Here is an 18566-nt window from a genome sequence, read left to right on the forward strand (position 1 = left end):
CCTGTTGTAAGCAGGCCACACGGCACTCGCCGAGGACGAAGTGATGTCGATACCCATCAGGCTGCCGTCGGACGGTGGCCAGTTCCGCGGCCTGTACCACGATGGGCTTGTCGCTGAACAAGGGGTTCCCCCCGCAGTGGTCGAAATGCAGGTGGCAGTTCACCACCAGGGAGATGTCAGCACGGGTGACTCCCGCGGCTGCAAGGGCGGCCTCAAGTGGCCTGCGCCGGGGACGGTAGTGGGCTTCGGTTTCGGGGTCGGCAGCGCCGATGCCGGCATCGAAGAGGATCAGTCCTCCCCCGTACTGAGCCAGCTAGGCGAGTACGCGTTCCACGCGTGGCTGCGGGTCCCCGACTTCTGATGCCGGTCGGACGAAGCGGGCCAGATCGAGTCGACGCACTGCCGTCTTCTTCTGCATCGGGTCATGCTGGCAGGCTCCGTGGCCTTGTCCTGAAAGTTTCTGCCGACAGCAGATCGAGTTCCTGGTGATGGGCCCATCCCGTGCACTCTCAAGGTCGGCCGCTCTGGCCGCCACGTCGAGGACTCACGCAACCGTGTCGGGCCGAAGGGCCCCGATGGGCAACTCCTGTGGACCGACCAACATGGTGAGCAGCAACCGCCTCTACGCTTCCCTCTGCGCTGCCGGCACTTGCGCGCGCAGGTCGAGGCCGATGTCCAGGATCGGGGCGGAGTGCGTGAGGGCCCCGACGGACAGGAAGTTCACGCCGGTCTCGGCGTACGCGCGGGCGGTGGCCAGGGTGAGCCGCCCGGAGGACTCCAGGAGAGCCCGGCCGGCGACGACGGCGACCGCCCCGGCGGTCTCGTCGGGCGTGAAGTTGTCCAGCAGGATCAGGTCCGCACCCTCGGCCAGCGCCTCCCGCAGCTGGCGCAGGGTGTCGACCTCGACCTCTACCGGCACGTCCGGGAACTCCGCACGGACCAGCGCGAACGCCCGGGCGACACCACCGGCCGCGATCACGTGATTGTCCTTGACCAGAGCGGCGTCCGAGAGCGACATCCGGAGGTTGACGCCGCCGCCGCAGCGCACCGCGTACTTCTCCAGCGACCGCAGCCCCGGCGTGGTCTTGCGGGTGTCGCGCACCTGCGCCCCGGTGCCCTCGATCGCCAGCACCCACCTGTTGGTCGCGGTGGCGATGCCGGACAGCCGGCACAGCAGGTTCAACGCGCTGCGCTCGGCGGTCAGCAGGTCCCGGGTGCGGGCGGTGACCGTGAGCAGCCGCTGACCGGCGGCCACCGACGCGCCATCGGCCACATGCCGCTCGACCACGACATCGTCGCCGCACACCACCGACAGGACCGCCTCGGCCACCGGCATCCCGGCCACCACACCGGCCTCGCGGGCGGTGAAGTCGCCCCTCGCGCGGGCGTCCTCGGGCACGGTAGCCACCGTGGTCACATCCGCGCCCTGGCCGAGGTCCTCCTCGATCGCCAGGCGCACGACGTCCTCGACCACCACAGGATCCAGCCCCGCAGCAGCCAACATCTCGACCAGCACCGGGCCCAGACCACACTCCACCGGACCGAACCCACAGCCGCACACCCCAGCGCCACTGCCGTCCACTCCGACGGCGACGGTCCGGTCCGGCGGGCCGAACTGGGGCAGGAGCACGGACTGGGGCGGACGGTCGGGGGTGGTCACAGCTGCTGCTCCTTTGCGGTGGCCCTGTGGTCGGCGCAGGGATGGGCCCCAACGACACGCTGAGTTACTTGTCACTTCGTGGCAGCTTCGGGAGAACAGGGCCTCATCGGTTGGTCCCGGTCGTGTTGGGGAGGAAGTCGGCGAATCGAGGCGCGCCGGGCTCGTGCGGCACGCGCGTGGCGCGCGCGGCGAAGCTGACGGCGTGGTACCACCCGCACAGCAGAAGCAGATCGAGCAGTTGGAGCTCATCGAAGACCGACACGAGCCGTGTCCACAGCGCGTCATCGATGTCGGAACGCTCGTGCAGCGCATCAACAGCGAGGATGAGCAGCCGTTCCCTCTCGGACGTCCAGCACTCGTCAGCGGGGCCGCCGTGCACCAGGGATGCCGCCTGCTCACGGGTGAGTCCGACCCGTTCGGCGAACGTCATCATGTGCACGCCCCACTCGTACTCGCAGCCGCACAGCGCGCACGTCCGGTCGATGACGATCTCGCGTTCCCGCATGGTCAGGGTCAGCTGTCTGCCCAACTCGTAGCGACCCCACCCGTGCATGGCGTCGGCCATGGGGATGTTTCTGGCGAACATCCGGAACAGCCCGATCGGCGGGGCCTCCCCGGGCATCATGCGCGCGAGCAGCGCGCCGGCCTGGTCGGTGTACGGCGGGTCCAGCAGGGCTATCCGCGACATCGGCTCTCCCGTCGAGGTATGTTTCGAAATCAGAAACGCCGAGTGGATGCTAGTGTTTCGAATAACGAAACGCAAGGGTGAGGAGGAGTATGCCGACACCACGCCCAGGAACACCGGTTCGCGGATCGACGACCGGCCGTCCCCTCATGGCCGCGATGGACCTGTTCGGCCGCCGGTGGGCACTGCGAATTCTCTGGGAACTGCGTGCGGGTCCGCTCGGCGCCCGCGCGCTGCTGGCACGGTGCGAAGGGCTATCGTCCAGCGTTCTCTACCAGCGGCTCCGTGAACTCACATCGAGCGGGATCATCTCCCCCTCGGCCCGTGGCTACGAACTCACTCGGCTGGGGACAGCACTCAGTCACGCCCTCCGTCCGTTCGACGAATGGGCGACCACCTGGGCGCAGGAGCAAGAACACAACGATCAGGAGCCCACGGAGACGTGAAGGTCACACCCGACCAGGTGGAGCGGTGATCTGACGGCCGCCGACCCGGGACACGGGCTCACGCGGCCCGCGAAAACCCCTCGGTCGCCGGCTCGTCGCCGCGCAGAGGGGTGAAGTCGACGTCCAGCTTCGGGTCGTACGGGTCGGGCTGGATGCCGAGCTCATGGGTGGAGTACTCGCCGAACCGGTTGATGTGCTCGGTCAGGTACGGGGCGATGCGGGCCAGGCCCTCCGGTTCGATGGTCCAGCCCTCTTCCAGAATCCGACGGCCACGAGTGCTTCGCACATCACCTGTGCGCCGGGTCGTGTGCCGTCGGCGTACAGCGTGCGGATCACGGCGCAGCGCGGGTCGCTGCACGTGATCGGAGCCGGGGCGGTACGTCCCACGATCGGGAGCAGACGGACGCCAGCAGGTACCGCCTGCGCCGTGACGGGGGTCGTTGGCTTCGTGACGGGCACGGCGACGGGCGTCACCGAGACGGCCGGAACCGGTGTGGCCGCGAGGTGCAGCAGATGCCCGAGGACGAGCGCCGGGATGCACGAGACGGTGACGACCAGCCACACGGGTGGGCGCGGCTGGGCGGTCCAGTGCCCGGTGACGAACATGTGGCTGATCGGCTGTGCGGACATCGCGGCGCCGAGAGACAGCCAGGCGCCGGCCACCGCGGACTTCTTGCCGGGGGCGCCCTTCGGGCGCTTGCTCGCCACGGCCGCGGCGATCCCGGCGTACGCGGCGAGGACCCCGGCCATGCCCCAGGCGAGGTGATCGGACCAGCCCGCGAGGCGGCCGAGGTGGTGCTCGCCGGGGGCACACATAATCATGACCCAGGCGGCGACGACGGGACGGCCGAGGTCGGTGAGGAGGGATACCCAGCGTGGAGTTTGGGTGCCCGGGGTGCTGGTGGGCGCACCAGTGTGCAGCTCAGCCATAGGAGGTCACTCTCCAATGGTCAGAGCCCTGGCGGGAGTTGCAGTCTCCTTGCCGGGGCTCGCACTGTTTCGGAGGTGACGCCCTACGGGGGGGCATCTGCCGTCCTTGAACGGTATCGGAACTTAGCCACGCTCAGGAGGCGTTGGCGGAAGAGGGCGGCTCACTACGTCGTCCACATGGGCTGCGTCATACGCGGAGTAGAGGAACCTGACGTATTGGCGGTAAGCCTCGCCGTACAGCTCGCGCATGTGTGGGAGTTGTTCGCTGAGCGGCTGGTCTGAGTTCTTGTGGACAGCGGCACTCACAGAGCTATGGATGGCCACCTCCCAGCAGCTCGCCGAGCAGCCCGGCCGAACTGTCCTGCGGCGTCGCCTGCTCGAGCTCTCGCGCGAACTGGTGAGCCGCCCCCGGAGGTACGTATGCCCGGCGCCCGCCAGGAGCTGCTCCGTCTCGCCCGTGAGAGGCGCTGACCGTGAGCGATTCTCCGACCGAGCGACAGGTACAGATCCTGCGGTGCATGCGCGAGGTGATCGCCGAGACAGGCGAAGCGCCGCCCGTGGCGGAGATCGCGGAGCGCGTCGGACTCTCCAGCAAGTCGGCCGTGCACTACCAGCCTGGCCGCCTCCAACAGCTCGGTTCGGTCACCCGAGGCCCTCACCGTCACAAGACGTACAGGCTGGTCCGGTGAGTCATCCGTTACCAACTCTGTGGCACGAGGGAAGGGGACCTGTTTCGGGTCCCATTCGCTACGTATAGTCGCCTGTCGTCGACTCGACGTCGGACGGGCGCCGCAGGGCGAGTTGGCGGTCCAGCTCGTCACGCAGCTGATCCGTGAGCACGCCCGTGCCACCCCAGTCGACGATCTGCCGGGATACGTCCCGGAGCTTGATGTTGGTCCGCATCGAGACCTCGCGGAGTACGTCCCACGCCTCCTCCGGAGTCATCCGGCCCAGCACGAGCACGATTCCGATCGCTTGGTCGACGGTCGCGTGCGACCACACCGCTTGCTTCAACTGTGCGACCTCGTCGGCCAGTTCCCCCACTCTTTCCGACGCGGACGCAGCCTCCTCGGGACCGGGCCCGGGGTGATGAGGGTTAGCAGTCAATGAGGTCTCCTCAAGGGCGGGGGCCTGTTCCACAGAGTCCCTGGTCAGCTGGTGCGACGCAACCCTCTTCCATGCCGCCGGCGAACCCTGTTCCACAGGGGCTCCTGTTCGCCGGGAGTTGGCCGTTCGGTTCCGTTCCCGCGGACTGCAAGGAACGCCACGAACCGTGCGCGCCCGGTCGTTGTGGAGGATCCCGATGGCGAGCAGATCGTGGCTGCCAGGCGATCTGGCTATGGCCATCAGGACGCTTCAGGCGCATTCTGTGAAGGGCGCGGAGTGGGTGAGTGTGGTCGGCATGCTGGGTTCTGGCCGGCAAGGAGGAATGCATGGAAAGCGCGCCGAGCAGGACGGCGATGTTCGCGGCTGTGTCGCGTGGATTGTTTCGCCTGGAGACGGCGTCGCCGTGGGTACTGGACGATGTGCTGGCCCTGGTGCTTGTCGGCCCGGTATGGCAGCAGCTGCGAAACCAGTTCGATCCGCTGTTCCCCGACCCGGTCCGTCGCGAGGCCCGTGCAGCCGTCTGCACCCGCAGTCGGTACGCCGAGGACCGGCTGGCTGCTGGTGCCTTCACGCAGTACGTGATTCTCGGCGCGGGGCTTGACTCGTTCGCGTGGCGGCGGCCGGATCTGCTCGGCTCGCTGACGGTGTTCGAGGTTGACCACCCTGCCTCCCAGGCCTGGAAGCTCGAGCGGGTCAGAGATCTCGGCCTGCCGCTCAATGCCTCGCAGGTATTCGTGCCGGTAGATTTCGAGGCCGCACCGGTTCAGGATGCTCTGGGCGCGGCCGGGTTCGACTGGGCGCAGCCGGCGATGTTCTGCTGGACGGGCGTCGCCCCCTATCTGACGGCACAGGCGATCGAGTCGACGTTGCACACGATCGCGGCGGCTGCTCCCGGGTCTGAGGTGGTGTTCTCCTACCGGGCCGAGGACGCTGCGCTCGACGACGCGGGGAGGGAATACGCCCGTATCTACACACCGATCGCGGCTTCGGTCGGCGAGCCTCTTCAGCCCGGCTGGCCGGTATCCGGGATCGAGAGGCTGATCAGCCAGTGCGGGCTGAAGGTCGTGGACCACCCCGCACGTGCAGACCTCCAGCAGCGGTACTTCGCCGGCCGTACCGACGGCCTGCGGCCCTATACCTTCGAGACCCTGGTGGCCGCGCGGGTCACCTGAGCGAGCGGTTCCGCAGAAGCTGTCCCACGGCGAGGTCTGTCCCGAATTCGCGCGAACCAATGATAGTTCAGCTCTCCCCTGGGAGATCGTCATTGTTGTTCCCTATGACCTTTCGCGCTTTCGTTCAGGTGGGCCATCAGGCCGCGGTTGGTGGCGCGAGCCGCGGCGAGTTCGTTGTCGCGGTCGGAGAGTTGTCGGCATAGCCCGACGGCCTGTTGTTCCAGTTCGGTGATCCGTCGCTGAAGTTGCTGGATGTCGGTCGGGCCGCCCAGGCCGGTCTCTTTCCAGACCTGTTCGCCAAGGGCTTCGGACAGACGGTTGCGTAGGTGCTGGTTTTCGGTGGTCAGTCGCGCCGTCAGCGAGCACCAACGGCCCCGCCGCGAGCGCGGGTCGGGAACCGAATCGAAGTAGGGACGCAGGTCGGCGACCCGGCCACCGGGCTTAGACACCACGATGCTCACGAAGCCCGTGCCTGTCCTGCTATACGCCGACCGGCCCGTGCTCAACCAACCACGCAACCACGGAACTTGCACGAGTCCTGGCCTCATGAGACATGTCGCAGTCTGGGGAAGGGCGGGTGGGCGCGGCTGTGCCGGATCGTGTCCACCGCCCATGCCCGGCCGGTGGACGGTGTGCCGGTGGCGGCCTGGCCTGTGCTCAAGGAGCACCTCCGGGACGGTCTGATAGTGCTGCTGGGTCCCGCCTCCGAGCCGGTGGCCACGCTGATGTCCGGGCGCCTGGATCTGGCGGAGGAGCTGCTCGCGCCGTGGCGGAGGATGGCGGGGGCGGGGTTGCGGCTGGAGGCCGTCTTCCTGGGCCGGGCCGGTACGGGGGCGGGCTCGCTGCGGCTGGCCGCGCGCACCGTGCAGCTCGGCGACCGGCTCCACGTGCCGGTCGTGGTCTCCAACGCGGCCCGCTACGCCGATCCGGAGCAGCACCGCTCACGGATGTGCTGGACGCAGCCCGGCTGCTGCGCCCGGTCGACCGGCGCCAGTTGGATGGCGACGAGCGGTGGCTCAAGGGGCTGACCCAGATGGGCGCGGTTGCCGCCCGTATCGCCGAGGCGGCCGGGCACGGACCGGAGCGGGCGGCGGCGCTGTTCGCCGAGACCGAGGCGACCGCGGCCTCTTGCACGCTCACCGCGCAGGATCCGGGGATGGGGTGGCGGCACTGGCGCAGCAGCCGCAGCGCCCCGCACCGCTCCCTCCGTGGCCTAATTCCGGCGGGTCTCCTCCCGATAGGAACGGAAGACCGACGATTGGCCGTACCGACTCAGTACCGGATCAACGTGGTGGCCGGGGACGAGGAAGATGGGGTCCCCTGCTCGGATGCTGTCCCTATTTCACGAGACGGCAGTTCCTCCCAGCCTGTGATCAATGAACTCCACAGCCCGTGCCGTTGCCCATCACACGGAACTCAGAAAACCCGCCAACTCATCGTGAACACGCGCCCCTTGTTCGGCATCAACGCGCCGATTCAACAGGGAAACCGGGGATGCCGGGCTTGCGCTCGACATCGCCCCGGACACCGTGGACACGATCGCCAAGAGCTTTCCGCACATCAGGGCGTGTGACATCCGCTCTGCGCTCGCCGATCTCCCTGAACTGTGCCAACTGGCCGCACGCACAAAGGAGTTCGGGCCGCTGTGGGAGCTGGCCGAGGGCCTGGACGGGCTCGTGCGCGGCTACGCCATGCACCCCTGCGGCGTCATCCTCTCCAACGTGAGCCTGCTGGACCGGTTGCCCGTGCAGCCCACCCCGGGCGGCGACTACCCGATGCTGCAGGCCGACACGAGCGAGCCTGAACGGCCTGCATCGAGAGCCGGTTGGCTACAAGAGGTGCGAGAGTTCCGCGGCTGCCATGAGATGCCGCCGCTGAGCAGCCTTGCGGGCGGCAGCGGACCGTGTCAGGCTCCCGGACATGATCAACAGAATCGAGTCCTCCGTCCGCCGATGAGCGAGATGGCCGGGACGCAACTGCCCGGATCACAGACAACCCTGTTTGAACACGCTCTACGACTGCACCGGCTGGCGCCGGGTGAGCCGCTACCGCGGGACGGGGAACCTTACTCCGACGACGCATTGCACCGTCGCCGGCTTCGGCCGAAGGTGCCGGAGGATCGGCGCTTGGCCGGCAAGGATGCCGCACTCATCCTGGACGCGCATTTCGCCCGTGCCTCTGCCCTTCCAAGCGAGTTGGCTCACGCCTTCCACGACGTCTACGTTCCGATACACCCCAACGAACACATCGCTGCCGCTGCTGAGCGGGCGGAGCACCGTCACCATGGGGCTTGCCCTGGTCGCCGCCGTGGCCACGGTCGACGATATCCCCTTGATTCAGACCATTGGCCTGCTGTCCAACCATTTCGGTCCCCTCGCCGCACGCGCCTTGGAACAACTGCCTGGAGGCACCGAGGCCGTTCTCTGGCTCGCTGATCGAGTCACCGGGTGGGGACGGGTCTACGTCGTGGAAGCCCTCTGCCGACTCGACGATCCCGTTGCTCGGCCCTGGCTCCTCCGCAGCGCATGCGATGGCGACTTCCTCAACGCGTACTTCGTCGGCAGTGTGGCCCAGACCGCTGGCCTTCACGAAGTCATCACCGGCCCCACCGTGGATGACGAGATCACTGACCACACCGGCAGGCTGCTGCTGGTGATGACCTTCAGCCAAGGCATGGGAACGACCCTCTCGCGCTATCCCCATGCCGAGGCGGTGCTGGCTGCACATCTGCGTCACCTCGAGCGTTTGGGGCCTTCGGCCAGCCGCTACTGCATCGCTGCGTGGTTGGCCAGCAGCCTGGGAGAAAACGGTGACGCAGGTTCGATCGGGCCTGTTCAGCGATGGCAGCCTTATAGGAACGGCTACCTGGCTCTCCTCGAGCGCGATGACTGGTGCGCGGTAGCAAGGGACGCCCTCGGGGCCAAGGACCCCGGGATCGTGCGGCTCGTTGAGACGGCTTCAGACCGTCAGTTGCGGGCGTTCGCCGACGGGTGTGGCTCTCGCGAAGTGAGGTCGCCGGTCAGGCCGTGAGCTCGTAGTTGTGCTGGTCGGTGTGGGGATAGAGGCGTTCGCGTTCCCTCTCGATGTGGAATGCCCAGTACTCCGGGAGGTCCCCGTTGCTGATCACGGCCCACAGGGTGAGGACGGCTTCGGCGCCGGGGACGCTCCAGCGGGAACCGGTGATGTCGAGTCTGCGCATTACCCGCTCCTCCGTCACGGAGAGCTGCCCGGTCAACTCCGCTATCTTCTCGCGGAGTTGCTCCACCCGCTCCCGGGCCTCGGCTTCGAGCCGCTGCAACTCCTCGGCCAACGAGCCCATCGCCGCCCTCACCGTCCTCTCGCAGCGGCACCGGCGTGCCCCGGAGGCTAGAGATACCCCGGTTCGCCCGTGGCAACGAACCGAGCCAAGGAGCGGTCCAGCAGCTCCAGGAACTGGCGCAGGTCATCCGCCACCCTGTCGAATTCCGGCTCGTCCAGTGATGCTGTCCGCGTGCGGTGGATCGATCCGTCAGGGCCGATGACATAGGAGACGCCGCCCCCGTCCGATCCGATCACCAGCCCGCACGGCTCCTGGCTCTCGCCCACCCGGACCGCCCCGTACTCCACAAGCTGCTGATGGACATCGCACGCTGGATGCATGAAGTAGCCGTTACCGACGTCCTCCCAGACAACCTCGCCGATACTGCCGTAGAAGGTGGCCAGGTCGACGGCTGCAGGAGCTTCGCAGCCCAGAGCACGCGCCGCCTCTTGGTCTTCGCGGTCGGCCAGGCGGACCTGGTTGGTTCCCGGAGGGAAACCGTGCTTGCGCTCGAACTCCTCCGTCATCTCCTCCAGCGCGCCGGAGACCGTACTCACCCACAAGGACAGCCAGGCCGACGACAACAAACGCTCACTCATGTGGTCGGATCCTGCCACGACCTGCAGACATCCGTCCCTGCAGGGGAGCCACACCCTTCGCCGACCGGCCGTCACTCGGCGGGGAATAACGCACGCAGCGTCTCGTACCTCGTCTCCCCCGAAGGCGAATCGTTCATCGACCTGCTGCTCAACGCCCTCAAAGGCGCGGCGTTGGCGGTGCTGATCGGTACGGGTCTCGGCCTGGGGGCCGCCTACCTGGTACGCCGCGCGTGCGCTCGGTGCGGGGTGGGCCAGGCCCGCCGGGCTGCGGCTTGCCACCCTGGCGCTGCCGTTCATGACGTACGCCATGTCGCTGCTGGTCGGCGGCAACGGTTTCGTCGCCGCGTTCGTCGCCGGCTGGTGCTACGCCACCACCACACACGCCGTCGGCCACCGCAACCTCGAACTCGCCCACGACGCCGGGGAGGTGATGGCTCTCGCCGTGTGGTTCCTCTTCGGGAAGCTGACCGCCGACGAGTTCACGGCCGATGGGCTCAGCTGGCCCGTCGTCGGCTACGCGCTGCTCGCGCTCACCGTCGCCCGCATCGTGCCGGTGTACACGTCGCTCACCGGGCTCGACTTCAGCCGAGCCGAGCGCGGCGCCGTCGGCTGGCGTGGTGCAGCGTCCCGCTGCGCATCTCTGCCGATTCCCCTCAGTAGCCCGGCCGGGCGTCACAGCAGGTCCTCCCTGCCAGGGCCACCAGATACGAACGGCGCTGAAGCAGGGGGCTCCTCGCTGACCGCACACGGATGCCGAGGAGGTGGTGGGGTGGCCCTGGAGGGAGTTCTTGGCCAGCCCCACAGCCCACACCGAAATTTGCCGTCGCCCACACCTCAGGGGGCGGTGGTCGGTGGCACGTAGAAGTTGGTGGTGGCCAAGGCCATCGCTGTGGCGGTTTCGGCGGGCGTGCCATACGTCTCGTTCGCCTGTCCCCAGGCCCGGCTGCTGGCGGCCAGATACTTTCGCGCATCCTCGGACTCGCTCCACGCCTGCGTCGCCTCCCGGTCGAAGGCCTCGCCCTGGGCGAGGTACCACCCGAAGCCGACCAGGGCCAGGTCCCAGCCGACACCGGTTGCTCCAGGGCCGAAGGTGTTCCAGAACGTCGGGTCGGTCATGACCGCGACGTGCTCCAGCTCGAAGACCGTGCGCTGCTCGCCCTGGGGCGTCAGCCGCACCTCGACCTCACTGAGATCGCCCTCCTTGGGCTCCCCGAAGACCCAACTGACCCGCAACAGACGGGGCGGCTCGCAGCGCAACACCTCACCGCCCGCATTGCCCTCCAACTGGTAACGGCCGCCCAGCTTCAGCTCGCCGCTCACCGGCAGGAACCAGCGCCCCAGCCGCTCCGCATCGGTGCACGCCTCCCAGACGTCATCGACGGCAGCGTCATAGGTGCGCCGCATGATGATGCTGCGTCCGGTCCCGTTGGGGGTCTCGGTGTCCCGCACCTCGCGGTGCATGGCGTTGACCTGGTCAACGATGTCAGTCATCGGAACTCTCCTCGTCCTCAGTCCCGGCAGCGCACTGCCGCGTACCTCCACCCCCTTGCGCACCGCCCCGCAACCGGCGGGACCGCTCGCCTCGGGCCAACTCCGTACCGAGGGCATCCAGGCGCTGTTCCCAGAAGCCGCGGAACCGCTCCAGCCAGACGTCCACCTCACGCAGCGGAGCCGCGTCGACCGCGTAGAGCCGACGCGCGCCCTCGGCGCGCACCGTCGTGAACCCACTCTCGCGCAGTACCCGCAGATGCTGCGACACGGCCGGCTGGGAGATCGCGAACTCCTGTCGGACCACGGCGGTCACCGCGCCGGAGGTCTGCTCGCCTTCGGCCAGCAGTTCCAAGATGCGGCGCCGGACCGGATCGCCCAGTACGTCGAATGCGTGCACGACCCCAGACTGCCACCCACAACTTATATAAGTCAATACTTATATAAGCGTGTCGCCGCCCAGCTGGCTCTTCCAAATTCGACGAGCACGGCGAAGCCTGGGCATTGCTGGCTGCTTCTCGTAACGGGTGGCGTGCCGCGCCACTGCTCAGGGCGGTGGAAGCAGCGTTCGACGACGTTGCGGCGCCGGTAGTGGGCCTTGTCGAAGCCGCAGGGGCGTTCGCGGCGCCGCCTTCAGCCCGCGAGCTGGTCAACGCGTTCGGGAATGGTGGCCTTGATGCCGCGCTTGCGCAGGTAGGCGCGGAAGGTGCGGGCCGAGTAGCCCTTGTCCGCCACCACACGCTCGGGCCGCACCCGCGGTCGCCCCGGCCCGCGCCCGGAAGCTGTCGCCTGTCGTACCAGTTCCCCGCCGAGGAAACCGCTGACGCCGATGACGACGCCACCATCGTGATCCGCCGCACCCGGTCCTGAGCTCGCTGAGTCGTCACACGACGTCAGGAGGCCGCCGTGGCGTCCCGTGCATCGATCCGTGCCATCAACGACCGCTTCACCGCAGGCGGTCACAGCGGGTGCCGCCCCAGCCAGGACAATACGGTCACCATCCGCGTCATCCACGACGGGCCCGACCCGCAGGAGCACCTCAAGGAGTACGCACGGCTGCTCAGCAGCCTTGGCTACAGACCACCGTCGAGAAGGCCACTGACACCCAGCCCCTGCGCCTCCGAGTCACCTACCCCTACCCCACCGCACGTTCCTGGAGAGCGGCGACTGCGGTGCCGAGTACGGGCACAACGAACGCTTCGGCCTAGAGGCTGTCCGGCGGGTCGGGTAACCGTGCCTGCGTTCACTTCATTTAGTTCGAGCACGACGGTTACACCACCAGTGCAGCCGAGCAGCGGATTGAGCCCCGTCCCCATGGGCAACGGAGGTGAACGCCCGAGGGATCAACAAGGCCGCAGTCAGATGTGCTTTCGAGGCAGCCTGCGCAGAGGCGTTGACTGTCTGCGCGTCCAGCCCGGCTGGCGATCCTGTGAAGGCAGGAATCGGAGTCAAGCTGATCAGCTGTGTCCAATCCTCTGATCAGTGACGCATGTGACGGTTGGCAGAGTCGTTCAGGGGTGTGCCAGGGACGGGAATGCGTTCGGATGGGTGCAGGATGGTGCGCGCGCGAAGCGGGGTAGCCCTGGTGTTGCACGGCAGGGCTACGTCGTCCGCCGGTCGGTGAGGTGACTGCGCGCCGTAGAAACCGTGCCCGAGTGGCCGGGCAGCGGCCTGCGGCAGACGCATTTGTCCTATGCCAGTACCCCGTGTGGGTGATTCCCTGCCGAGTGCGGGCGGTGGGACGCTGGGCCCCGTTCTCATCCGGTGGACCACATTCCTGCGACGCCCCCACGGCCCAGACCCCGTTGCGGCCCCGGTGCGCGGGCCCGTCAAGGGGAGAACACCCGAGCCCGCCGCTCATGGCGGGTTGTAGCAGCGCGATGCCCTCGTCCCTGGCCGGTCCCTGACCGGGGCCGGCCAGGGCATGGCGCGCGACCGTGAAGGAGGACCGACCATGTTCTTAACCATCCCCACGAGGCAACGACCGTCCCTGCGCGGCCGCCTGGCCACCCTGCTCGCCGCGATCGCGCTCGCGGCGTGGGGACTGGTCGGCCTGGCCGCTCCCGCGCACGCACATCCCAGCCAGGCCATCACGGCAGTCAGCCCCACCTCGGGCCCCACCAGCGGCGGCACCTCCGTCGAGATCACCGGCTTCGGCTTCGAGGGCGGCAACTGCAATCAGGTCGGGTCCGTGTCCTTCGGGTCCAGCCCGGCGTCCTTCACCATCAACAGCGACACCAGCATCACCGCGACCGCCCCGGCCCACGCGGCCGGGACCGTGCACATCACCCTCGTGGACCTCTTCGAGGACTGCTTCAGCGATGCCACCCCGGCTGACGAGTACACCTACGTCGACGACACCCCTCCCGGGTGCACGATCACCGGCACGAGCGGGGACGACACGCTGACCGGCACCAACGGTGACGACACCATCTGCGGTCTGGGCGGCAACGACACCATCAGCGGCGGCAACGGCAACGACACCATCTACCCGGGCCCCGGCAACGACACCGCCAACGGCAACAACGGCACCGACACGATCATCGACCACAGCGGCACCGACACCCTCAACGGGGACAACGGTGACGACAGCCTCGACGTCCAGGACACCGTCGCAGGCGACACCGCCGACGGCGGCAACGGCAACGACACCTGCGCCACCGACGCGGGCGACACCAGCATCAGCTGCTGAACCAGCACCACCGGCCCGCCCACCAATGCCCCGCCCGCCGGCACGAACCCGTGAGCGGGGCACCCCCACGTACCGGACCCCGCCCTCCCATGGCGACGCCCCACCGCCCAGCGCCCACCGGATCCGTTCGAAGTAGCTCAGCGCAGCCAGAGCCGTATGGCAGCCAACGCGATGGTGCCGTGGAACACGTACGCCCGCTTGTCGTACCGCGTGGCCACGGCCCGGAAGCATTTGAGCGCCAAGACGGTCCGCTCCGCTTCGTTCCTGCGCCGGTAGACCTGCCGGTCGAAGCCGACGGGCCGACCGCCCGCACTGCCACGACGCCGACGACCGGCCTTCTGGTTGGCAGGCTCCGGGATGGTGTGTTTGATCTGGCGTCTGCGCAGATAGCGGCGATTGCGGCGCGAACTGTAGGCGCGATCAGCACATACCCGCTCCGGCCGGGTACGAGGACGCCCGCCAGACAGGCGGGGGACGCGGACACGGTCCAAAACCTCGATCATCTGCGGTGCATCGCCCCACTGCCCAGGCGTAATCACGAACGCGAGCGGACGACAGCCACCCTCGCTCGCCACATGGATCTTGCTGGAGAAACCGCCCCGTGAACGGCCCAGCCCCTCATCAGAACGATGCCCGGTCGGTCGACGCCGCAGACCCGGAACGCGCGCCGGAACTCTTCTCGCCCCCGCAGCATGGAAATGAGCCCGACACGTCGTCGAGTCCACACTGACGACACTCCAGTCGATCCGGCCCGCCCTGTCCGCATCGGCCTGCACAGCCCGAAGAACCCTCTCCCACGTACCGCCCGCCGACCACCGACGATGCCTGTCATGAACCGTCTTCCAACTCCCGAACCGAGTCGGCAGATCCCGCCACGGAACACCGGTCCGCAACCGGAAGAAGATGCCATTGACCACGGTGCGATGACACTTCCAACGCCCGCCCCGCCCGACACTCTGCGGCAGATGCGGTGAGAGGCGAACCCACTCCGCATCTGTCGAATCACCCCGGTCCACACCTCCCACAACGATCCAGCAACATCAACGGTCACCGACCCATCGGACACGCCCTAGCCACTCGCAGGCGGGACTGCGCCGCGAGTAGGCACTCCCCCGTTCCGATGGCGCTGACGTCTCGTGGGCGGTGAACGTTCAACATGCATAGCCAGGAGTCCGCATATCGAAGGCGGCTGCAATTTCAGATGGTTTGCCCCGTTCTTAAGCGTGACCTAACCCACGGTCCCGCAGCAGACCGGGCGCAACCGGCGCACACATGCCCGACGCGTGCACCAGCACCATGAGCCAGGTCAGCATCCCCCCAAGTCCCCCCGGGGTATGAAGGGTTCACGGCGACATGCCGAGGCCCCCGGTGCAGGACTACCGGCTTCCCAACCTGCCTGCACCAGGGGCCCACCAACCAGAACCCTGGAAGGAGAAGTACGTGACCGTACCTCACTGTGTGCATGCCCCCGACGGGCGGCCGAAACACGGAGCAAACGAGTGGCACATCATCGTGGTCACCGTGACGATCACCGTGACCGTGCTCGTGTGCGCCGGAGTGAGCCCCGACTGGATCGCCGCCACCGCGGCACTCCTCACGGCATTCACCCGCAGGTGACGCAACAGCGCCCCGGCGTCGCGGCCGGGGCGCCCCACCCCCGCGACTGCACCCGCACGGCGAGGTACGACAACAGGCAGAACATCAACTGCTCGTCGGCATCCCCGCCGTCCAGCACCACACCCAGCACCTCCACAACATCCTGCGCCTCGGTCTGCGTGAGCAGAGGGGAGCAGCCGTTCGTCATCCTCAACCGGAACAACAGGGCATCGTCGACCGTGGTCACGGAGAATTGCACGTGCATGTGTGAGTGCGTACTCGTCCGCTACGGTGGTGGAGTCCCACGAGTCAAGTTTGCGGGAGGCCCAGATGAGCGCACCGGCATGGACCGCTGAGGAACTCGCAGACCTCGACGAGACCATCGGCGCCGCCCGGGAAGCCGGCAACGAGGAACTCGCCGCCCACTGGGAGAACATCCGCGACAGCCGCACCCCCACCGCAGACTGGGAAGAACTCCGCGTCGGCCTGTACGCCAAACACGGCATCGACGTGAGCGGCAGCGCGGCATAATCAGGCGCCATGGCGCCCCAGCACCGCAGGCCCGGAGCCCGCATCGTCCTTGGCCCCGTCGCTGTCGAACAAGCCGGCCGCTTCACACCTGCTGAAGAGATCGCCGTCGACCGCGCCCTGTCCGCCATCGCCGCTGATCCCACCATCGGCGTGATGCGTGTCAAGACCGAACACGGCGGCGTCATGTGGGAGTACCGCGCCCCCGGCACCGAGGTCCGGATCGTCTACACGATGACCGTGCGGCGCACCATCGTCACCATCGCCTACTTCGAAGCGTGAGGCAGCCGTGGTCGACTGGACTCCGCCCCCGCCGCCGCCAGGCGACACCCGCGAACAGCTCCCCGACGACATCCTCGCCCTCATCGACGTCGCGCCGTGCCTGTCCACCGCATGCGACACCGCCAGGGCCCTCACTGACGCCGCTGTCGCCCACCCGGACCGTACCTGACGGCCTCAACGACTGGGCACGCCGCATGCACCAACGCTGCCGGATCAACCACCAGTGCACCGGCACACTCTGCTGCGGCCCCTGCCACTGAGGTCGCCCGGAACCTAAGAAGCCCTCTCATTCCGCAGCAGCACACTGTCCTCCCGGCAACCACCAGGAGGCCCTCATGCCGCACAACCGGCGCACCAGATGCCTGCTCGCGGCCGCGGCAGCCGTCGTACTCGCAGCCACCACCGCAGCCGCCTACCCCGACCACACCCCACACCCACCCTCGGCCGTCATCACCCCCAACGACCCCGGCGCAGGCATCCACAAACTCATCCGCGACCAGATCGACATCGACCTCGACGACGACCACCGCCACCACTGACGCCCCAGGCCGGTGCACCCCGGACCGCACACGCACCCCCGGGCCGCTCGCTACCGTGGACGAAGCCGCACGGCGATCGTGCCCGACAGGCTCTGAACCAGCTGACCTGCAGCCAGTTCAGCGGAAGATGCCGACGATGTGGCGTCCGGCCAGATAGATGGTCGCGGTCTTCTCGTAGCGGGTGGCCAGGCCGCGCCCCTGCCTAAGGCGGTTGAGGCAGCGCTCGACGGTGGTGCGCTGCCTGCATGCCTGCCGGCCGATGGCCGGTGGCCCGCTGCCCGGCGCAGTCTGTGGCCACGCCGGTTCGCTGGAACGGGAATCACAGCAGGGATACCCCGCTTGCGTAGATGGTCGCGGATCGTGCGCGAGGAAGAGGACTACGCCTTGTCGGCCAGGACCGTGTCCGGCCTGGTCGGCCGGGGCCCCTTCGTACGGGCCCCGGCCGCATGCTGGTGCGACCGCACGATCGTGGACTCCACCAAGACCGCCCAGTTGAAATCCTCACCGGTGTCTGCCTGGGCCATCAGCGCGGTGAAGCCCCCGCTGCCATCGACGGCCCCCTCCCTGCCACCGGGCACCGAAGGCGACCCGGTCATCGGCGGCTCGTTCTTGCGTGCGCTATCCGAGGTCTTCCCTCTCGAACGCACCCGCAGCTATCCGGGTGGCAGTGGTGCAAAGCCGGTGCGCTCTCACGCTGCACGGGCGAGCGCTAGAAGTGCGCGGCTGATCAGGGCGCAGCTCAGCGAGGCTACAGCGGCCAGCACCAGCATCCAGGGCCAAGCCGCGCCGAAGCCCCCAAAGACCGCGTCCCGGAGGCATCGGATTCCATAGGTCACCGGATTCGCCCAGGACAGCACACGCAGCACGGGCGCCATGTCCTGCGGTGGATAGAACGACGGGCTGGCAAAGAGCAGAACTGGCGCCACGACATTGATGGTGACGGTGAAGCGCTGGAAGTCCGTGAACACGGTGGCGAGCAGCAGATACAGGCCATTGAACGCCATCGAGGCCACCACGCTCCCGCATAGCACAGCTGCCCAATGCCCGGGTGGCCAGCGGAAGTCGAACAGCACCAACGCCGCCGTCAGCGCTGCCAGGCTCTGCAGCAGCACGAGTGCGGTACTGACCACGAGCTTCCCCGCTACGTAGCTGCTGCGGCGCAGCGGGTACGACCACAGCTGGATGTCCATGCGGCCCAAGCGTTCTTGGAAGAGCGAGACTCCTGCGGTGGTGGCGGCCGCGAGCATGGCGGAGAGCAGTAGCGCGGGAACGGTGAATTCGGCGTAGTCGACGCGGCGGCCTCCGTACCTGACACTGCCCACGAGGTGTGACAAAGACGTGGCGAATAGCAGCAGATAGACGGCGGTCGGCACCACCGCCAGCAGCAGGTTGGTGCGGTTGCGCGTGAGAAGGGCGTACTCGCGGTAGACGGTCGCGGCCATATCACCGCGTGGGATCCGACGACCTGTCGACTGCGTCGATTGCCTGTGGGTGCGGTTCCTTTCGAGGGACAGTTGGTCTGAAGTCGTCCTGATCAGTGTGTG

Annotated in this window: 26 protein-coding genes and 3 pseudogenes; 13 read left to right on the top strand and 16 right to left on the bottom strand. The window is 67.9% G+C overall.

Features of this window, described 5'->3' with window-relative positions; all coding sequences use genetic code 11:
• Positions 1–64: 64 nt before the first annotated feature.
• The 3 genes and pseudogenes from ACFWZ2_RS39895 to ACFWZ2_RS39905 all read right to left on the bottom strand — a co-directional run.
• Positions 65–313: pseudogene (locus ACFWZ2_RS39895) on the bottom strand (MBL fold metallo-hydrolase); the annotation flags it as partial.
• Positions 314–622: 309 nt separating this feature from the next.
• Complete coding sequence (gene nadC, locus ACFWZ2_RS39900; RefSeq protein WP_384554438.1) at positions 623–1660, bottom strand: carboxylating nicotinate-nucleotide diphosphorylase; 1038 nt, start codon at positions 1658–1660, stop codon at positions 623–625.
• Between the two features lie 103 nt (positions 1661–1763).
• On the bottom strand, positions 1764–2348 hold the full coding sequence (locus ACFWZ2_RS39905; RefSeq protein WP_384554440.1) for a carboxymuconolactone decarboxylase family protein: 585 nt from the start codon (positions 2346–2348) through the stop codon (positions 1764–1766).
• Between the two features lie 146 nt (positions 2349–2494).
• Here ACFWZ2_RS39905 and ACFWZ2_RS39910 point away from each other — a divergent pair, with 146 nt between their 5' ends.
• Complete coding sequence (locus ACFWZ2_RS39910; RefSeq protein WP_384554442.1) at positions 2495–2791, top strand: winged helix-turn-helix transcriptional regulator; 297 nt, start codon at positions 2495–2497, stop codon at positions 2789–2791.
• Positions 2792–2849: 58 nt separating this feature from the next.
• Here the strand turns inward: ACFWZ2_RS39910 and ACFWZ2_RS39915 are convergent, their stop codons facing one another.
• Positions 2850–3077, bottom strand: coding sequence for a hypothetical protein (locus ACFWZ2_RS39915; protein ID WP_384554444.1), 228 nt, complete (start codon positions 3075–3077; stop codon positions 2850–2852).
• Positions 2993–3721 carry a hypothetical protein gene (locus ACFWZ2_RS39920; RefSeq protein ID WP_384554446.1) on the bottom strand — a complete coding sequence of 243 codons (729 nt, stop codon included), beginning with the start codon at positions 3719–3721 and terminating at the stop codon, positions 2993–2995. The genes ACFWZ2_RS39915 and ACFWZ2_RS39920 overlap by 85 nt, the downstream gene beginning before the upstream one ends.
• Positions 3722–4194: 473 nt before the next feature.
• On the opposite strand from ACFWZ2_RS39920, the gene ACFWZ2_RS39925 reads away from it, so the two are divergent.
• Positions 4195–4410, top strand: a complete 216-nt coding sequence (locus tag ACFWZ2_RS39925) for a LexA family protein (protein WP_384554448.1) — start codon at positions 4195–4197, stop codon at positions 4408–4410.
• Between the two features lie 58 nt (positions 4411–4468).
• Here the strand turns inward: ACFWZ2_RS39925 and ACFWZ2_RS39930 are convergent, their stop codons facing one another.
• Entirely contained in the window at positions 4469–4828 is a 360-nt protein-coding gene (locus ACFWZ2_RS39930) for an ANTAR domain-containing protein (RefSeq protein WP_384554450.1), read from the bottom strand.
• 326 nt (positions 4829–5154) lie between these two features.
• Between ACFWZ2_RS39930 and ACFWZ2_RS39935 the strand changes: the two genes are divergently transcribed.
• Positions 5155–6000 carry a class I SAM-dependent methyltransferase gene (locus ACFWZ2_RS39935; protein WP_384554452.1) on the top strand — a complete coding sequence of 282 codons (846 nt, stop codon included), beginning with the start codon at positions 5155–5157 and terminating at the stop codon, positions 5998–6000.
• 89 nt (positions 6001–6089) lie between these two features.
• Here ACFWZ2_RS39935 and ACFWZ2_RS39940 read toward each other — a convergent pair whose 3' ends face one another.
• Positions 6090–6461 (bottom strand): hypothetical protein, encoded by a 372-nt coding sequence (locus tag ACFWZ2_RS39940; protein ID WP_384554454.1) that lies wholly within the window; start codon positions 6459–6461, stop codon positions 6090–6092.
• A gap of 177 nt (positions 6462–6638) precedes the next feature.
• On the opposite strand from ACFWZ2_RS39940, the gene ACFWZ2_RS39945 reads away from it, so the two are divergent.
• The 3 genes and pseudogenes from ACFWZ2_RS39945 (at position 6639) to ACFWZ2_RS39955 (ending at position 9030) form a co-directional block, all read left to right on the top strand.
• Entirely contained in the window at positions 6639–7028 is a 390-nt protein-coding gene (locus ACFWZ2_RS39945; protein ID WP_384554456.1) for a hypothetical protein, read from the top strand.
• Positions 7029–7493: 465 nt separating this feature from the next.
• Positions 7494–7805 (top strand): annotated as a pseudogene (locus tag ACFWZ2_RS39950) (DNA polymerase III subunit alpha); the annotation flags it as partial.
• 478 nt (positions 7806–8283) lie between these two features.
• Positions 8284–9030 carry a hypothetical protein gene (locus ACFWZ2_RS39955; RefSeq protein ID WP_384554458.1) on the top strand — a complete coding sequence of 249 codons (747 nt, stop codon included), beginning with the start codon at positions 8284–8286 and terminating at the stop codon, positions 9028–9030.
• Here ACFWZ2_RS39955 and ACFWZ2_RS39960 read toward each other — a convergent pair.
• Positions 9020–9319 carry a hypothetical protein gene (locus tag ACFWZ2_RS39960; protein WP_384554460.1) on the bottom strand — a complete coding sequence of 100 codons (300 nt, stop codon included), beginning with the start codon at positions 9317–9319 and terminating at the stop codon, positions 9020–9022. The genes ACFWZ2_RS39955 and ACFWZ2_RS39960 overlap by 11 nt on opposite strands.
• A gap of 47 nt (positions 9320–9366) precedes the next feature.
• Positions 9367–9897, bottom strand: a complete 531-nt coding sequence (locus ACFWZ2_RS39965; protein ID WP_384554462.1) for an SMI1/KNR4 family protein — start codon at positions 9895–9897, stop codon at positions 9367–9369.
• 280 nt (positions 9898–10177) lie between these two features.
• Here ACFWZ2_RS39965 and ACFWZ2_RS39970 point away from each other — a divergent pair, with 280 nt between their 5' ends.
• Positions 10178–10759: a cation:proton antiporter gene (locus ACFWZ2_RS39970; RefSeq protein WP_384554486.1), complete on the top strand. Its 582-nt coding sequence runs from the start codon at positions 10178–10180 to the stop codon at positions 10757–10759.
• Here the strand turns inward: ACFWZ2_RS39970 and ACFWZ2_RS39975 are convergent.
• The 3 genes and pseudogenes from ACFWZ2_RS39975 to ACFWZ2_RS39985 form a co-directional block, all read right to left on the bottom strand.
• Complete coding sequence (locus ACFWZ2_RS39975; protein WP_384554464.1) at positions 10732–11388, bottom strand: SRPBCC family protein; 657 nt, start codon at positions 11386–11388, stop codon at positions 10732–10734. The genes ACFWZ2_RS39970 and ACFWZ2_RS39975 overlap by 28 nt on opposite strands.
• Positions 11381–11785, bottom strand: coding sequence for an ArsR/SmtB family transcription factor (locus ACFWZ2_RS39980; protein ID WP_384554466.1), 405 nt, complete (start codon positions 11783–11785; stop codon positions 11381–11383). Before ACFWZ2_RS39980 ends, ACFWZ2_RS39975 begins: the two co-directional genes overlap by 8 nt.
• A 39-nt stretch (positions 11786–11824) precedes the next feature.
• Positions 11825–12156: pseudogene (locus ACFWZ2_RS39985) on the bottom strand (transposase); the annotation flags it as partial.
• A 1183-nt stretch (positions 12157–13339) separates the two neighbouring features.
• Here ACFWZ2_RS39985 and ACFWZ2_RS39990 point away from each other — a divergent pair.
• Positions 13340–14077: a calcium-binding protein gene (locus ACFWZ2_RS39990; protein ID WP_384554468.1), complete on the top strand. Its 738-nt coding sequence runs from the start codon at positions 13340–13342 to the stop codon at positions 14075–14077.
• Between the two features lie 137 nt (positions 14078–14214).
• Here the strand turns inward: ACFWZ2_RS39990 and ACFWZ2_RS39995 are convergent, their stop codons facing one another.
• A complete protein-coding gene (locus ACFWZ2_RS39995; protein WP_384554470.1) occupies positions 14215–15093 on the bottom strand; it encodes an IS5 family transposase in 879 nt (292 codons plus the stop codon).
• Between the two features lie 424 nt (positions 15094–15517).
• On the opposite strand from ACFWZ2_RS39995, the gene ACFWZ2_RS40000 reads away from it, so the two are divergent.
• Positions 15518–15694 (top strand): hypothetical protein, encoded by a 177-nt coding sequence (locus tag ACFWZ2_RS40000; protein WP_384554472.1) that lies wholly within the window; start codon positions 15518–15520, stop codon positions 15692–15694.
• Here ACFWZ2_RS40000 and ACFWZ2_RS40005 read toward each other — a convergent pair.
• Positions 15681–15938 carry a hypothetical protein gene (locus tag ACFWZ2_RS40005; RefSeq protein WP_384554474.1) on the bottom strand — a complete coding sequence of 86 codons (258 nt, stop codon included), beginning with the start codon at positions 15936–15938 and terminating at the stop codon, positions 15681–15683. The two genes, ACFWZ2_RS40000 and ACFWZ2_RS40005, sit on opposite strands and share 14 nt — an antisense overlap.
• A 65-nt stretch (positions 15939–16003) precedes the next feature.
• On the opposite strand from ACFWZ2_RS40005, the gene ACFWZ2_RS40010 reads away from it, so the two are divergent.
• The 4 genes from ACFWZ2_RS40010 (at position 16004) to ACFWZ2_RS40025 (ending at position 17022) form a co-directional block, all read left to right on the top strand.
• Complete coding sequence (locus tag ACFWZ2_RS40010; protein WP_384554476.1) at positions 16004–16204, top strand: hypothetical protein; 201 nt, start codon at positions 16004–16006, stop codon at positions 16202–16204.
• A 9-nt stretch (positions 16205–16213) separates the two neighbouring features.
• Complete coding sequence (locus ACFWZ2_RS40015; protein ID WP_384554478.1) at positions 16214–16483, top strand: hypothetical protein; 270 nt, start codon at positions 16214–16216, stop codon at positions 16481–16483.
• Between the two features lie 7 nt (positions 16484–16490).
• Complete coding sequence (locus tag ACFWZ2_RS40020; protein WP_384554479.1) at positions 16491–16652, top strand: hypothetical protein; 162 nt, start codon at positions 16491–16493, stop codon at positions 16650–16652.
• A 166-nt stretch (positions 16653–16818) separates the two neighbouring features.
• Positions 16819–17022, top strand: coding sequence for a hypothetical protein (locus ACFWZ2_RS40025; protein ID WP_384554481.1), 204 nt, complete (start codon positions 16819–16821; stop codon positions 17020–17022).
• A gap of 377 nt (positions 17023–17399) precedes the next feature.
• On the opposite strand, the gene ACFWZ2_RS40030 is transcribed toward ACFWZ2_RS40025, so the two are convergent.
• Positions 17400–17618 carry a hypothetical protein gene (locus ACFWZ2_RS40030; protein ID WP_384554482.1) on the bottom strand — a complete coding sequence of 73 codons (219 nt, stop codon included), beginning with the start codon at positions 17616–17618 and terminating at the stop codon, positions 17400–17402.
• Between the two features lie 93 nt (positions 17619–17711).
• A complete protein-coding gene (locus tag ACFWZ2_RS40035; RefSeq protein ID WP_384554488.1) occupies positions 17712–18464 on the bottom strand; it encodes an ABC transporter permease in 753 nt (250 codons plus the stop codon).
• Between the last annotated feature and the right edge of the window lie 102 nt (positions 18465–18566).

It is taken from the genome of Streptomyces sp. NPDC059002 (assembly GCF_042740435.1).
In the GTDB taxonomy this organism is placed as follows: Bacteria; Actinomycetota; Actinomycetes; order Streptomycetales; family Streptomycetaceae; genus Streptomyces.

What these genes read in the sequence shown, in the direction of transcription:
- ACFWZ2_RS39905 (WP_384554440.1), bottom strand. Translation starts at nt 2,348, where the DNA reads ATGTCGCGGATAGCCCTGCTGGACCCGCCGTACACCGACCAGGCCGGC.
- ACFWZ2_RS39910 (WP_384554442.1), top strand. Translation starts at nt 2,495, where the DNA reads ATGGCCGCGATGGACCTGTTCGGCCGCCGGTGGGCACTGCGAATTCTC.
- ACFWZ2_RS39920 (WP_384554446.1), bottom strand. Translation starts at nt 3,721, where the DNA reads ATGGCTGAGCTGCACACTGGTGCGCCCACCAGCACCCCGGGCACCCAA.
- ACFWZ2_RS39935 (WP_384554452.1), top strand. Translation starts at nt 5,155, where the DNA reads ATGGAAAGCGCGCCGAGCAGGACGGCGATGTTCGCGGCTGTGTCGCGT.
- ACFWZ2_RS39955 (WP_384554458.1), top strand. Translation starts at nt 8,284, where the DNA reads ATGGGGCTTGCCCTGGTCGCCGCCGTGGCCACGGTCGACGATATCCCC.
- ACFWZ2_RS39960 (WP_384554460.1), bottom strand. Translation starts at nt 9,319, where the DNA reads ATGGGCTCGTTGGCCGAGGAGTTGCAGCGGCTCGAAGCCGAGGCCCGG.
- ACFWZ2_RS39965 (WP_384554462.1), bottom strand. Translation starts at nt 9,897, where the DNA reads ATGAGTGAGCGTTTGTTGTCGTCGGCCTGGCTGTCCTTGTGGGTGAGT.
- ACFWZ2_RS39975 (WP_384554464.1), bottom strand. Translation starts at nt 11,388, where the DNA reads ATGACTGACATCGTTGACCAGGTCAACGCCATGCACCGCGAGGTGCGG.
- ACFWZ2_RS39990 (WP_384554468.1), top strand. Translation starts at nt 13,340, where the DNA reads ATGTTCTTAACCATCCCCACGAGGCAACGACCGTCCCTGCGCGGCCGC.
- ACFWZ2_RS40005 (WP_384554474.1), bottom strand. Translation starts at nt 15,938, where the DNA reads ATGCACGTGCAATTCTCCGTGACCACGGTCGACGATGCCCTGTTGTTC.
- ACFWZ2_RS40010 (WP_384554476.1), top strand. Translation starts at nt 16,004, where the DNA reads ATGAGCGCACCGGCATGGACCGCTGAGGAACTCGCAGACCTCGACGAG.
- ACFWZ2_RS40015 (WP_384554478.1), top strand. Translation starts at nt 16,214, where the DNA reads ATGGCGCCCCAGCACCGCAGGCCCGGAGCCCGCATCGTCCTTGGCCCC.
- ACFWZ2_RS40025 (WP_384554481.1), top strand. Translation starts at nt 16,819, where the DNA reads ATGCCGCACAACCGGCGCACCAGATGCCTGCTCGCGGCCGCGGCAGCC.
- ACFWZ2_RS40030 (WP_384554482.1), bottom strand. Translation starts at nt 17,618, where the DNA reads ATGACCGGGTCGCCTTCGGTGCCCGGTGGCAGGGAGGGGGCCGTCGAT.
- ACFWZ2_RS40035 (WP_384554488.1), bottom strand. Translation starts at nt 18,464, where the DNA reads ATGGCCGCGACCGTCTACCGCGAGTACGCCCTTCTCACGCGCAACCGC.